Consider the following 12,410-nt stretch of genomic DNA (forward strand, 5'->3'; position numbering starts at 1 on the left):
ATGCCGATTGTTCGAAGTCGAACATACGCCTTCGAACAGTCATCCACAACTGCTCTGGCGGGTCGTGGGCGGCACCTAGACTGTTCCTGTCCCCACCCGACCCCTGTGCTGGAGTGAACACGTGCCAACGATCGTCGTCGAGGTCATGCCGAAGGCCGAGATCCTCGACCCCCAGGGCAAGGCGGTGGGCAACGCCCTCGCCCGGCTCGGCAAGAACGACCTGACCAATGTCCGCATCGGCAAGCGATTCGAGGTGTCGGTCGACGGCCCCGTCGACGACGCCAAGCTCGCCGAGGTCCGTGAGATCGCGGTCGACGTCTTCTCGAACGCCGTCATCGAGGACGTCGTCTCCGTGAGCGTGGTCGAGTGACGATGCGCATCGGGGTCATCACCTTCCCCGGCTCGCTCGACGACCGCGACGCCCAGCGCGCGGTCCGCCTCGCCGGCGCCGAGCCCGTCGCGCTCTGGCACGGCGACCACGACCTGCAGGGCGTCGACGCGATCGTCCTGCCCGGCGGCTTCTCGTACGGTGACTACCTCCGTGCCGGCGCCATCGCCGCGAAGGCCCCGATCATGGCCGAGGTCATCGACGTCGCCGGCAAGGGCATGCCCGTGCTCGGCATCTGCAACGGCTTCCAGATGCTCGCCGAGGCCCGCCTGGTGCCCGGCGCCCACACCCGGAACGCCCACCAGCAGTTCATCCGGCGCGACCAGGTGCTCCGCGTCGAGAACGCCGACACCGCCTGGACCGCGGGCTTCGACGCGCAGCAGGAGATCACCATCCCGCTGAAGAACGCCGACGGCCGGTTCGTCGCCGACGCCGACGAGATCAAGCGCATCGAGGACAACGGCCAGGTCGTGTTCCGCTACGTCGGCGTGAACCCGAACGGGTCGATCGACGACATCGCCGGCGTCTCGAACGAGCGCGGGAACGTCGTCGGTCTCATGCCGCACCCCGAGCACGCGACGGAGCCCGGCTTCGGCCCGGACACCCGCGCTGCCATGGCCTCCGGCACGGACGGCCTGACCTTCTTCACCTCCGTGATCGAGCGCGCGCTCGTCAAGTGACCGCGACTCCAGCGCCCGCGACTCCAGTGACAGGGAACGACAACACCGTGACCACGCCCGTCCGCCCGAAGCCCGACACCGTCCAGGACGCCGCCGAGACGCCCGACAAGGAGCAGCCGTACGCGGCCCTCGGGCTCAAGGACGACGAGTACGCGAAGATCCGCGAGATCCTCGGCCGCCGCCCCACCTCGGGCGAGCTGGCGATGTACTCGGTGATGTGGTCCGAGCACTGCTCGTACAAGTCGAGCAAGAACTACCTCCGCCAGTTCGGCCAGAAGGTCACGCCGGAGATGAAGAAGAACCTGATGGTCGGCATGGGCGAGAACGCCGGTGTCGTCGACGTGGGTGACGGCTGGGCGGTGACCTTCAAGGTCGAGTCGCACAACCACCCCTCCTACGTGGAGCCCTACCAGGGCGCTGCCACCGGTGTCGGCGGGATCGTCCGCGACATCATCTCGATGGGTGCACGTCCGGTCGCGGTCATGGACCAGCTCCGCTTCGGTGCGGTCGACCACGAGGACACCGCCCGCGTCGTGCACGGTGTCGTCGGCGGCATCTCGTTCTACGGCAACTGCCTCGGCCTGCCGAACATCGGCGGCGAGACCTACTTCGACCCGGTGTACCAGGGCAACCCGCTCGTCAACGCCCTCGCGGTCGGTGTCCTCCGTCACGAGGACCTGCACCTGGCGAACGCGTCCGGCGCCGGCAACAAGGTCGTGCTCTTCGGTGCCCGCACCGGTGGCGACGGCATCGGTGGCGCGTCGATCCTGGCGTCCGACACCTTCACCGAGGGCGGCCCGACCAAGCGTCCCGCCGTCCAGGTCGGCGACCCGTTCGCCGAGAAGGTGCTCATCGAGTGCTGCCTCGAGCTGTTCCAGAAGGAGCTCGTCGAGGGCATCCAGGACCTCGGCGCCGCGGGCATCTCGTGCGCGACCTCCGAGCTCGCGAGCAACGGCGACGGCGGCATGCACATCTCGCTCGACGACGTCCTGCTGCGCGACCCCTCGCTCACGGCAGAGGAGATCCTCATGTCGGAGAGCCAGGAGCGCATGATGGCGGTCGTCCGCCCCGACAAGCTCGACGCTTTCCTGCAGGTCGTCGGCAAGTGGGAGGTCGAGACGAGCGTCCTCGGCGAGGTCACCGGCACCGGCCGCCTCGTCATCGACTGGCAGGGCCAGGAGATCGTCAACGTCGACCCGCGCACGGTCGCCGTCGACGGTCCGGTGTACGACCGCCCGGTCGCGTACCCGACCTGGATCGACGCACTGCAGGCCGACGGCGCCGAGTCGCTCGACCGCCCGGAGACCGGCCCCGCCCTCAAGGCGCAGGTCCTGCAGCTGCTCGGGTCCCCGAACCTGTCCTCGAAGAACTGGGTCACGAACCAGTACGACACCTACGTGCTCGGCAACACGGCGCTGTCCTTCCCCGACGACGGCGGCATGGTCCGCGTCGACGAGGAGACCGGGCTCGGCGTCGCGATCGCCACCGACGCGAACGGCCGCTACTGCCAGCTCGACCCGAAGCAGGGCGCTCGTCTGGCCCTCGCCGAGGCGTACCGGAACGTTGCCGTCACCGGCGCCGTCCCGGCTGCCGTGACCGACTGCCTGAACTTCGGCTCCCCGGAGAACCCCGAGGTGATGTGGCAGTTCTCCGAGGCCGTCGAAGGTCTCGCGGACGGCTGCATGGAGCTCGGCATCCCGGTGACCGGCGGCAACGTGTCGTTCTACAACCAGACCGGTGACACCCCGATCCACCCGACGCCCGTCGTCGGCGTGCTCGGCGTGATCGACGACGTCGCCAAGCGGATCCCCTCCGGCTGGCAGGACGACGGCCACAACATCTACCTGCTCGGCACGACGAGCCTCGAGCTCGACGGGTCGGCCTGGGCCGGCACCGTGCACGGGCACCTCGGCGGTCGCCCGCCGGCGGTGGACCTCGGGCGCGAGAAGGCGCTGGCGGAGCTCCTGGCCGCCGCGGCCGACGAGCAGCTGCTCACGAGCGCACACGACCTGGCGGACGGCGGCCTCGGCCAGACCCTCGCCGAGTCGGTCCTGCGCTTCGGCCTCGGCGCCCGGGTCGTGCTCGACGAGCTCGAGTCCCGCGACGGCGTCGACACCGCGACCGCACTCTTCTCCGAGTCCACCGGCCGCGTCATCGTGACCGTGCGCCGCGAGGACGACGTCCGCTTCCAGGGCCTCTGCAACGGCCGGGGCTACCCGGTCCTGCGCATCGGTGTGACCGACGCCGCGTCGGGCTCGCTCGAGGTCCAGGGTGCGTTCGAGGCGACGATCGACGAGCTCCGCGACGCACACCGCGCCACGCTGCCGTCGCACTTCGGCGACGTCATCCAGGAGAACGTGACCGAGGGCTACGTGGGCCGCGGCCCGCTCGACTCGCACGGCGCGTTCTCGCCCCGCACGGACGCCTGAACCCGGTGCCGATCGTCACGCTGCCCTTCCAGGAGCTGGTCGACCGGTTCGGTCCGGTGCCCGACGGCATCGAGCTGGACGTCTGGGACGTCGAGGCGCCGTACCCCCGGGCCGAGCAGGTCGCCATCGCCTTCCTGCCGTTCTACTTCGGTGGACGGCACCGGTGGCAGTACGTGCACGACCTGCCGAACCTCGAGCTGCTGCAGCTGCCGAGTGCCGGGTACGAGTGGGCGATCCCGCACGTGCCCGGTCACGCGCACCTGGCGAACGGCCGCGGCATCCACGACGACGAGACGGCGGAGCTCGCGGTCGGCCTGGCGCTGACCTCCCTCCGCGAGATCGCGGTGTTCCAGTTCGACCGGGTCGAGCAGCGGTGGGACTCGCGGGAAACCCGGTCCCTCGCCGACCGTCGGGTGACCGTCGTCGGCTACGGCGCGATCGGTTCCGCCATAGCCACCCGGTTCGAGGCGTTCCGCACCGAGGTCACCGTCGTCGCGCGCACGGCCCGCGTGCAGGACGGTCGTCAGGTGCACGCCTTCGGCGACCTGCCGGAACTCGCCCGCACCACGGACGTCCTCGTGCTCATCGCGCCGCTCACCGACGAGACCGAGGGACTGGTCGACGCGGAACTCCTCGCGGCGCTGCCCGACGGCGCCCTCGTGGTGAACGTGGCGCGCGGCAAGGTCGTGGACACGGACGCCCTCGTCGCCGAGCTGCGGTCCGGTCGGCTCTCGGCGGCGCTCGACGTCACCGACCCGGAGCCGCTCCCCGCCGACCACCCGCTGTGGACGACGCCGAACACCGTGCTCACGCCGCACGTCGGCGGCAACACGGACCTCAGCGTGCCGCGGTCCCTCGACCTGGTGCGCCGGCAGGTGTCGGCGCTGGCCGAGGGCCGGCCGTTCGAGAACCTCATCGAGGTCCCCGTCCACCAGGGCTGAGTCTGCCGGCGGACGCGGCCGCGCCGGCCTCCCGACGGGCGCGACCCGCTCCCGGCGGCCTCGGCCGGGCCCGGACGCGAGCCCCGCCTCCCGGCGGACGCGGCCGATCACCCGATGGGCGCGACTCGCGCGCCGACGGATGCGGCCGACGTCCCCGGGCGCGCCCCGAGCCTCCCGGCCCTCAGCGCTCCTGGAGCGGGATGATGCAGGTCGGGCTGCCGACCGCGATCTGCCCGACGGCGTCGCCCGGCACACCGTCTGCACCGACCGGCAGCACCGCGACGGCGTCGGACATCTGGTTGGCGACGAGCAGGTACCCGGGCACACGGGCGAAGTGCCGCGGCCACACGCCACCGGCCGACGCTGACCCGACGAACCGGAGCCCGCCGTCGGACGCGTCGAACACGACGATCTGGTCGCGCCCCCGGACGGCCACCGTGACGATGCCGTGCTCGTCGACCTCGACGTGACTGAGCAGCGAGGTGTCGACCGGCCCGTCGAAGGCGGCGGCAGCGCAGACCTCGCGGAGCGAGCCCGACTCGTCACGCCGCATCCGGTACACGCGACCGTCGAGCTCGCCGGCGACGACGAGGTCCCCGTCGAACCAGGCCATGTGTCGTGGTCCGGATCCGGGCTTCCGGTGGTGGACGCGCAGCGGCTCGATCGACACCGAGGCGGTATCGGCCACGACACGGAACTCGTGCAGGGCATCCCCTCCGAGGTCGGCGACCAGGACGGTCCCGTCCGGCGTGGCGATCGACTGATGGGCGTGCGGGCCCTCCTGGCGGTCCTCGACCGGTCCGGTCGCGTCGGGCAGGAGCACGGTGGCGACGGCTGCGTCCGGCAGCGCCGCGGACACCCCGGTCCCCCGGCCGGCGATCCCGTGCCCCGAAGCCATGCCGTCGGCAGCGGGAGCCGTGGCCGTGGTGCCGCCGACGATGCCGTCACTGGCGGAGACGGAGGCCGCGTAGGACTCCGCTGCCTCGAGCGACACCGCGGTGACCGTGCCCGAGACGTAGTTCGTGACGACGAGTGCCCCGGACGGGTCGACCCGGACGTGGCACGGCGCGTCCCCGCCGGCGGGCGCATCCCACAGGTGCTCGAGAGCGGACCCGGACCGGCGGAACGCGTGGACCCCGCCGTCGGTCGTCTCCGACACGGCGTACACGCGGTCCCCCGACACGGCGAGGAAGGACGGGTCGTCCAGCACCGCGACGGTCGAGGCGACGAGGGTGGCCTCGCCGGCGGACTGCCCGGGACCGACGATCGAGATGCCCGTCGCGTTGCCCCCGCCGGTCGCCGTGTAGGACCCGACGAGCAGGTGCAGGTCGGGCAGGGTCACAGCTCGCCGACCGCGATACGCTCGTGGTGGTGGATGACCTCGGCGACGATGAAGTTGAGGAACTTCTCCGCGAACGCGGGGTCGAGGTGCGACTCGGCTGCGAGGGACCGCAACCGTGCGACCTGGATCTGCTCACGCGAAGGGTCCGCCGCCGGCATGCCCGCCGCGGCCTTGAGGTACCCGACCCGCTGCGTGTACTTGAAGCGCTCGGCGAGCATGTGGATCACGGCGGCGTCGATGTTGTCGATGCTCTGCCGGATGCTCTGCAGTTCGGCGACGGCGTCCTCGTCGTTCGTGCTCGGGGCCTCGTTCATGCCCCGAGCCTACTGACCGAGCGCGGCCGGGACGAGGGGCGGACCCGAGCACCCATCGACTGCTGAGATGATGTCCTCATGACGGTTCTGCTCGCCATCTCCGGCGTCTTCGCGGTCCTGGCGGGCCTCGTGCACGTGTACATCTTCTTCCTGGAGTCCGTCGCGTGGACGAGCCCCCGGGTACGTCGCATCTTCGGCATCGTGTCCGACGCCGACGCGCAGGCCACGCGCGCGATGGCGTTCAACCAGGGCTTCTACAACCTGTTCCTCGCGATCGGCGCGGTCCTCGGCGTCGTGCTCGTGCTCGCGGACAACGGCGCGACCGGCTGGACGCTCGTCGTGTTCTCGTGCGCGAGCATGCTCGGTGCCGCGGTCGTCCTCGCGGGAACCGGCCGCAAGTACCTCAACTCCGCGTTCGTGCAGGGATCGTTCCCGCTCATCGCCCTGCTCTTCGCGTTCCTCGCGTCCACGTTCGGCGCCTGAGCCGGCACGGCCGCGGCGGCTGCGAGTGGCGCCACCGGGCCCCGCGCAACAGAAGCCGGCTCGAACCGCGGACTCCCGCGGTTCGAGCCGGTTCTCGTTGTGCCAGGCCGGTCGACGCCTGGCGCCGGGGCGTCGGCCGGGAGGCCCGCCCCACCACGCTCGGGCCGCCGCCGGTCCGCCGGTCCGGCCCGCGCCTCCCGGCCGTCCAGCCCGGCGTCGCCGCCGCGCCGCCGAGCGCCCCGGCGCCTGCAAGCGGCGCCACCGGGCCCCGCGCAACAGGAACCGGCTTGAACCGCGGACTCCCGCAGTTCGAGCCGGTTCTCGTTGTGCCAGGCCGGTCGACGCCTGGCGCCGGGCGTCGGCCGGGAGGCCCGCCCCACCACACACGGGCCGCCGCCGGTCCGCCGTACCGCCCCGCGCCTCCCGGCCGTCCAGCCCGGCGTCGCAGGCGCCACCAGGCCTCGACCGGCGGCCGCCGGCCGGCGTCAGCCGAGCTTGGCCGCGAACTCGTCCGGCAGACGCTCGAGCGCCCACTCGATCGCCGCGGTGGTCCCGAGCGAGAACGCCGTCGAGACGTCCGAGTCGTCGATCACGATGGCGTGCCCGGCCTCGACCGACGGCACCTTCTTGAACAGCGGGTCCGAGGACGCCTTCGACGCCTCGACGTAGATCGGCAGCACGACGGTCAGGTCCGCGTCGAGCAGGTCGAGGTTCTCGTTCGACAGCGACACGGAGAACTCCTTGCCCGCAGCCTCGTCGATGGCCTTCGGGATCTCGAACCCGAGGTTCTGCATGAACGTGGCGCGGCTGTCGCGGGAGGCGTACACGCCGAAGCCCTCGGACGTGTACGCACCGATCGCCGCGGTCTTGCCCGCGAACTCGGGGTGCGCCTCGCGCGCGGCGGCGTAGGAGTCGTCGAGGTCGCTGAGGAGCTTCTTGCCCTCGCTCTCCTTGCCGAGCGCCTTCGAGATCATGTCGACCTGCTCCGTGGTGGACGCGAGGTAGTTCTCGCCGCCCTTCGGGATCGCGACGGTCGGGGCGATGGCGGACAGCTTGTCGTAGCGGTCCTTGTCGCCCGAGCTCTTCACGTCGAGGATCACGTCGGGCTTGAGCTTGAGGATCTCCTCGTAGCTGGGCTCGAGCGTGTCGATGATCTCCGGCGCCTTGTCGTAGGCGCCCTTGAGCCAGGGACCGACGCCTTCGCCACCGAAGGCGAGCCAGTCGCTGGCGCCGACGGGCTGCACGCCGAGTTCGAGTGCCGTCTCGGCGTCACCCCAGCCGAGGGCCACGACGCGCTTCGGGGCGGAGTCGATCGTCGTGGTGCCGAGGCCGGTCGTGATGGACACCGGGAAGGCCCCGTCGGACGAGCCTCCGCCGGAGGACTCGGACGAGGACGGGCTCGACGAGGAGCAGCCGACGAGTGCGAGGGAGACGGCGACGACGGCACCGGCCGCGGCGAGCACGCGCCCGAGGCGGCGCTTGGGGAGGGAGGTACGGATCACGAAGGGTAGCCTAACCTAAGCGCTGCTTCCCCGGGGTTCCGCATGACGCCCGCCCCCAGGCGAACGCCCGCGGACAGGCCGACGCGCGCGGCTAGGCTGCCGACGTGGCAGCCTTCCCCGACGCCGACCGGACGCAGCTCGCCGTCCTCGGCTCCCCCATCGCCCATTCCCTCTCCCCCGCGCTGCACGCGGCGGCCTACGACGTGCTCGGCCTCCCGTTCTCGTACGGGAGGCACGAGGTCGCGTCCGGCGGGCTCGCCGCGTTCGTCGCGGGGCTGGGTCCGGAGTGGCGCGGGCTCAGCCTGACCATGCCGCTCAAGCGCGAGGTGGTGCCGCTCCTCGACCGGACGACCCCGCTCGTCGACGAGCTCGGGGTCGCGAACACGGTCGCGTTCCGCCACGAGGGCTCCTCGGTCGTCCTCGCCGGCGCGAACACGGACGTCGAGGGGATCGTCCGCCCGGTCGCCGCACTCGGTCACGTGCCCGGCGAGGCCGTGATCCTGGGTGGTGGAGCGACCGCGGCGAGCGCCCTCACGGCGTCCCTGCGGCTCGGAGCCTCACTGGTGCGGGTGTTCCTGCGCGACACCGGCAAGGCGGGTGACCTCGTCATGCTCGCAGCCCGGCTCGGGGTCACGCTCGAGGTGCACCCCCTCGACGAGCTCGCGTCCGCCGGGCCGATGGGCTTCGTGGTGTCGACCCTGCCGGGAGGCGCAGCGGACGACCTGCCGCTCGTGCCGTCCGGACCCGACGCGGTGCTGTTCGACGTGGCCTACGAGCCGTGGCCGACCCGGGCCTCCACGGCGTGGACCGGAGCGGGCGGTCGCGTGTTGAACGGCCTCGACATGCTCAGCGAGCAGGCGATCGGGCAGATCCGCTTCTTCCTGACCGGGGACGAGGACGAACTCCTGCCGTCCGAGGCCGAGGTCCGTCGAGCGATGCGCGCTGCCGTGGGCCTGCCGCCGACGATCGGCTGACTCTCTCGCCGCGAGGCACCGCTGCGCCCGGGCCCGCGAGACGCCCCCGTCTACCTTCGACGCCGCCGAGTGGCCGAGACGCCGCTGAATCTGGCGGCGTCTCGGCCAGCTCGCGGCGTCTCGGTCACCTCGCGGCGCTTCGGGCAGACACCCCCGTCTCGCGCGCACTGGCCCGAGCCTGCGCGGTCAGGCCACGACACCGTCGACGTAGTACCAGCGGCCGGCCTCGCGGACGAACTCGCTCGTCTCCTCGAGTGTCCCGCGCTCGGTGTCGGCGCGCCACCACGCGCGGAACGTGACCGTGCCCGCGGTGTCGAACGGGCCTCCCGACCGGGTCGCGACGATGTCGAGCCGCGTCCACCGCTGCGCCGGGTCGAGGTCGAGCGTCGCCGGGCGCGTGCTCGGGTGCCAGCTGTCCAGGAGGTACCGAGGCAGGCCGAGCGCGAAGGCGGAGAACCGTGAGCGCATGAGCCGCTCGGCGGTCGGAGCGGGCGCGCCGGCGTGCAGGGGTCTGCAGCACTCGTCGTAGGGGTTCCCGCTCAGGCAGGGGCAGCGCTCGGTGCTCACCGCTCCAGCCTAGGGAGCGGCGAGCACCGCACGAGCATCAGTCGACGAGCGAGAGCGTCACCGTGATGTTGCCGCGCGTGGCGTTCGAGTACGGGCAGATGGTGTGTGCGAGCTCGACCAGACGCTGCCGCGAGGTGCCCTCGACGGCGGGGGCGTAGACGTCGAGTTCCACCGCGAGGCCGAAGCCACCCGCGCCGTTGCCGCCGATGCTGACCTCGGCGGAGACCTCGGCGCCGGTGGTGTCGAGCTCGAGCTGCTTCCCCGCGACGTGCAGCGCGCCGAGGAAGCACGCGGCGTACCCGGCGGCGAAGAGCTGCTCGGGGTTGGTGCCCTCGCCGCTGCCGCCCATCTCCTTCGGCGGGCGGGTGTCGAGGTCGATGCGGTCGTCCTCGGTGCGGACGTGTCCGTCGCGGCCGCCCCCGGTGGCGTGGGCGGCTGCGGTGTAGACGATGTCGAGAGTCATGGCCCCAGGTCAGCGACCGTGGCTGGACGATCGCTGGGGAGGCGCGGGACGGCGCTGCTCGTCGGCCCGGCTGGCGAGCGGCGTCGGGCGTGTCCGGACTCCCGCGCACGCGAGCGTCCGCCGGTCGGTTCAGCTGATGAAGGTGTCGACGAGCGCCGTCGCGTCCGCGACGACCGACCGCTCCCACTGCTGCCGGGTCTTCCGGATGCGCGTGACGACCAGACCGTGCAGGGCGATCCAGAGCAGGTCCGCCTGCAACCGTTCGTCCCGGTCGCCCGCGGGCAGGCCGACGAGGAGGGCGTCGAGGCGGCTCTGCAGTCGGTCGATCCCGGACTCGACCGTCGCCGGGTCCTCCAGCAGGTCCCGCCCCTCGAACAGCAGCTGGTACGCGCCGGGGTTCGCGACCGCCCAGGTGACGTACGCGCTCGCCGTGGTCCGCAACGCCGTGGCGCGGTCGTCGGTCGACTCGCTCGCGCCTGCGTCGCCGATCGCCGTGGTGAGCGCGGTGAGGCTCTGGCTGGCCACGGCGATGAGCAGCGCCTGCTGGGACGGGAAGTGCCGGTACACGGCGGTCGCCGAGACGCCACAGGCACGCGCGGTCTCCCTGAGGGACGGCGGCGTGACGGCCAGGCGCTGCGACAACAGGTCCGTCGCGGCTGCGAGGAGGTCGTCCCGTAGCTGGTCGCCCGTGCGGGTACGCGACGTGTTCGTCATGGAGCAACTGTTGCACGCACGAGAGGTTGACACCCGTTAACCCCTGCACGTAGGTTTACACCCGTCAACCTCGAAGGAGCAGTCCATGGACCACACCGACACCACAGCGCTCGTCACCGGCGCGAGTTCCGGCATCGGACGCGAGTTCGCCCGTTCCCTGGCCGCGCGCGGAGCCGACCTGGTGCTGGTCGCGCGCCGGGCCGACGTCCTCGAGGATCTGGCGCAGTCACTCCGGGCCGCGCACGGAAGGGTGGTGACCGTCGTGCCGCTCGACCTCACGCAGCCAGCGAGCGGCACGCGCCTGCTCACCGAACTCGACCGGCTGGGCGTCCGCGTGGACACGGTGGTGAACTGCGCCGGCATCGGTCTGACCCGCGACTTCGTGGACAGCACGCCGTCCGAACTCGAGGACCAGCTCGCCGTCAACATCGACGCCGTCGTCGACGTGTGCCACGCGTTCCTCCCCCGGCTCGTGTCCTCCGGCCGCGGCGTGCTGCTCAACGTCGCGAGCCTCACGGCGTACATGCCGACGCCGGGGATGGCGGTCTATGCAGCCTCGAAGGCCTTCGTCCTGCGGTTCACCGAGGCGTTGGCGTACGAGTTGCGCGACGCCGGGGTCACCGTCATGGCCTTCTCGCCCGGTCCGACGAAGACCGAGTTCTACCGGAACTCCGGCACGGACGAGGGTCGGGTGCGCTTCGAGACGCCCGAGCAGGTCGTGGCGGCCGCGTTCCGGGCCCTCGACAAGCCGACGCCCCCGGTCAGCGCCGTCTCGGGCAGTGCGAACACGCGGACCAGTCGCATCGCGCCGCTGCTCCCGCGGCGGACGGTCCTGCGCCTGGCCGACTCCTCCCCGAGGACGACGGCCTGACCTCGTCCCTACACCAGGACGGCCGCCGAGGAGGCATGAGCGGTAGACAGGGGACGTGTACCGACTCGGCTGGCAGGTGTTCCGCACGCAGTTCCGGCAGGACGTGTCCGTCGACCGGCTCCGACGTGCCCTGGTGGTCGGCGGTGTCGTCGCGGTCGGCATCGGTGTGCTGCTCGCAGTGACCGACGCAGGGACCGGCTGGATGGACGTCGGTCCGGGGCTTTCCCCACTCGTCGTCGTCCTGGGGGCGCTGGCGGCCGGACTCATCACGGTGTCGCGCTTCCCGGTGCGCCGCAGGGACGAACCGCCGGCGACGATCAACGGATACCAGGTCCGACCGGACACGATGCGGATCGCTCGGCACTCGGTGCAGCGGTACCTCGGCCGCAGGATGCCCGACATCGAGGCCGACGACCGGGCGGCCGTCCTCAACGACACTGCCCTGGTACGCCGGACGCTCGTGGTCGACGTCATGCGTGCGGCGCCTGGCCTCCTGGGGTTCGCGCTCATCGGTGTCGTGGCGCTCCTGCTCGGAGGTCGCCACGGTCTCGGGTTCCTCGCGGTCTTCGGCTACCTCGGACTCGTTCCCGACCGCATCCTCCGGCTCGGCCGGGCGGAGCGCGCCCACCGTGCCGCCGCTGCTCTCCCGCCGACCGGGCCGGGATCGACCACCCCGACCGGCCGGAACCGGTTCCCGTCCGGGTCGAAGGTCGGCCTGCCCGACGTCTGAGGTCGCAACCGG

General features: G+C 72.0%; 14 protein-coding genes. 8 read left to right on the plus strand and 6 right to left on the minus strand.

What is annotated here, in order from left to right; all coding sequences use genetic code 11:
• The first annotated feature begins 121 nt into the window (after nucleotides 1–121).
• From purS to DEJ16_RS02665, 4 genes are read left to right on the plus strand one after another with little or no spacing between them, the layout of a single operon-like run.
• Nucleotides 122–370, plus strand: coding sequence for a phosphoribosylformylglycinamidine synthase subunit PurS (gene purS / locus DEJ16_RS02650; protein ID WP_110823495.1), 249 nt, complete (start codon nucleotides 122–124; stop codon nucleotides 368–370).
• A gap of 2 nt (nucleotides 371–372) precedes the next feature.
• Nucleotides 373–1,068 (plus strand): phosphoribosylformylglycinamidine synthase subunit PurQ, encoded by a 696-nt coding sequence (purQ, locus tag DEJ16_RS02655; RefSeq protein WP_110823494.1) that lies wholly within the window; start codon nucleotides 373–375, stop codon nucleotides 1,066–1,068.
• Nucleotides 1,069–1,115: 47 nt separating this feature from the next.
• Entirely contained in the window at nucleotides 1,116–3,497 is a 2,382-nt protein-coding gene (purL, locus tag DEJ16_RS02660) for a phosphoribosylformylglycinamidine synthase subunit PurL (protein ID WP_258365775.1), read from the plus strand.
• A gap of 5 nt (nucleotides 3,498–3,502) precedes the next feature.
• Nucleotides 3,503–4,438: a 2-hydroxyacid dehydrogenase gene (locus DEJ16_RS02665; protein ID WP_258365776.1), complete on the plus strand. Its 936-nt coding sequence runs from the start codon at nucleotides 3,503–3,505 to the stop codon at nucleotides 4,436–4,438.
• A 181-nt stretch (nucleotides 4,439–4,619) separates the two neighbouring features.
• Here DEJ16_RS02665 and DEJ16_RS02670 read toward each other — a convergent pair whose 3' ends face one another.
• Both DEJ16_RS02670 and DEJ16_RS02675 read right to left on the minus strand, forming a co-directional pair.
• Nucleotides 4,620–5,780 carry a beta-propeller fold lactonase family protein gene (locus DEJ16_RS02670; RefSeq protein ID WP_110823491.1) on the minus strand — a complete coding sequence of 387 codons (1,161 nt, stop codon included), beginning with the start codon at nucleotides 5,778–5,780 and terminating at the stop codon, nucleotides 4,620–4,622.
• Nucleotides 5,777–6,094 (minus strand): chorismate mutase, encoded by a 318-nt coding sequence (locus DEJ16_RS02675; protein WP_110823490.1) that lies wholly within the window; start codon nucleotides 6,092–6,094, stop codon nucleotides 5,777–5,779. Before DEJ16_RS02675 ends, DEJ16_RS02670 begins: the two co-directional genes overlap by 4 nt.
• Before the next feature lie 78 nt (nucleotides 6,095–6,172).
• Between DEJ16_RS02675 and DEJ16_RS02680 the strand changes: the two genes are divergently transcribed.
• Nucleotides 6,173–6,577, plus strand: coding sequence for a DUF1304 domain-containing protein (locus DEJ16_RS02680; RefSeq protein ID WP_181419420.1), 405 nt, complete (start codon nucleotides 6,173–6,175; stop codon nucleotides 6,575–6,577).
• Nucleotides 6,578–7,062: 485 nt separating this feature from the next.
• Here DEJ16_RS02680 and DEJ16_RS02685 read toward each other — a convergent pair whose 3' ends face one another.
• Nucleotides 7,063–8,079, minus strand: coding sequence for an iron-siderophore ABC transporter substrate-binding protein (locus tag DEJ16_RS02685; RefSeq protein WP_258365777.1), 1,017 nt, complete (start codon nucleotides 8,077–8,079; stop codon nucleotides 7,063–7,065).
• A gap of 104 nt (nucleotides 8,080–8,183) precedes the next feature.
• Between DEJ16_RS02685 and DEJ16_RS02690 the strand changes: the two genes are divergently transcribed.
• Nucleotides 8,184–9,053: a shikimate dehydrogenase gene (locus DEJ16_RS02690; protein ID WP_110823489.1), complete on the plus strand. Its 870-nt coding sequence runs from the start codon at nucleotides 8,184–8,186 to the stop codon at nucleotides 9,051–9,053.
• Nucleotides 9,054–9,239: 186 nt separating this feature from the next.
• On the opposite strand, the gene DEJ16_RS02695 is transcribed toward DEJ16_RS02690, so the two are convergent.
• From DEJ16_RS02695 to DEJ16_RS02705, 3 genes are all read right to left on the minus strand, one after another.
• Nucleotides 9,240–9,620, minus strand: a complete 381-nt coding sequence (locus DEJ16_RS02695; protein ID WP_110823488.1) for a YchJ family protein — start codon at nucleotides 9,618–9,620, stop codon at nucleotides 9,240–9,242.
• A 37-nt stretch (nucleotides 9,621–9,657) separates the two neighbouring features.
• Nucleotides 9,658–10,083: an organic hydroperoxide resistance protein gene (locus DEJ16_RS02700; protein WP_110823487.1), complete on the minus strand. Its 426-nt coding sequence runs from the start codon at nucleotides 10,081–10,083 to the stop codon at nucleotides 9,658–9,660.
• Between the two features lie 129 nt (nucleotides 10,084–10,212).
• Entirely contained in the window at nucleotides 10,213–10,797 is a 585-nt protein-coding gene (locus tag DEJ16_RS02705; RefSeq protein WP_110823486.1) for a TetR/AcrR family transcriptional regulator, read from the minus strand.
• Between the two features lie 85 nt (nucleotides 10,798–10,882).
• Between DEJ16_RS02705 and DEJ16_RS02710 the strand changes: the two genes are divergently transcribed.
• Nucleotides 10,883–11,668 carry an SDR family oxidoreductase gene (locus DEJ16_RS02710; RefSeq protein WP_110823485.1) on the plus strand — a complete coding sequence of 262 codons (786 nt, stop codon included), beginning with the start codon at nucleotides 10,883–10,885 and terminating at the stop codon, nucleotides 11,666–11,668.
• 55 nt (nucleotides 11,669–11,723) lie between these two features.
• The gene (locus DEJ16_RS02715) at nucleotides 11,724–12,398 is read left to right on the plus strand and encodes a hypothetical protein (protein ID WP_110823484.1); all 675 of its coding nucleotides are present in this window, start codon (nucleotides 11,724–11,726) and stop codon (nucleotides 12,396–12,398) included.
• The last annotated feature ends 12 nt before the right edge of the window (nucleotides 12,399–12,410 follow it).

The organism is Curtobacterium sp. MCJR17_055, assembly GCF_003224335.1.
In the GTDB taxonomy this organism is placed as follows: domain Bacteria; phylum Actinomycetota; class Actinomycetes; order Actinomycetales; family Microbacteriaceae; genus Curtobacterium.

Excerpts from the sequence above, each read along its gene's own strand:
- purQ (WP_110823494.1), top strand. The coding sequence starts at position 373 with ATGCGCATCGGGGTCATCACCTTCCCCGGCTCGCTCGACGACCGCGAC.
- DEJ16_RS02675 (WP_110823490.1), bottom strand. The coding sequence starts at position 6,094 with ATGAACGAGGCCCCGAGCACGAACGACGAGGACGCCGTCGCCGAACTG.
- DEJ16_RS02680 (WP_181419420.1), top strand. The coding sequence starts at position 6,173 with ATGACGGTTCTGCTCGCCATCTCCGGCGTCTTCGCGGTCCTGGCGGGC.
- DEJ16_RS02700 (WP_110823487.1), bottom strand. The coding sequence starts at position 10,083 with ATGACTCTCGACATCGTCTACACCGCAGCCGCCCACGCCACCGGGGGC.
- DEJ16_RS02705 (WP_110823486.1), bottom strand. The coding sequence starts at position 10,797 with ATGACGAACACGTCGCGTACCCGCACGGGCGACCAGCTACGGGACGAC.
- DEJ16_RS02710 (WP_110823485.1), top strand. The coding sequence starts at position 10,883 with ATGGACCACACCGACACCACAGCGCTCGTCACCGGCGCGAGTTCCGGC.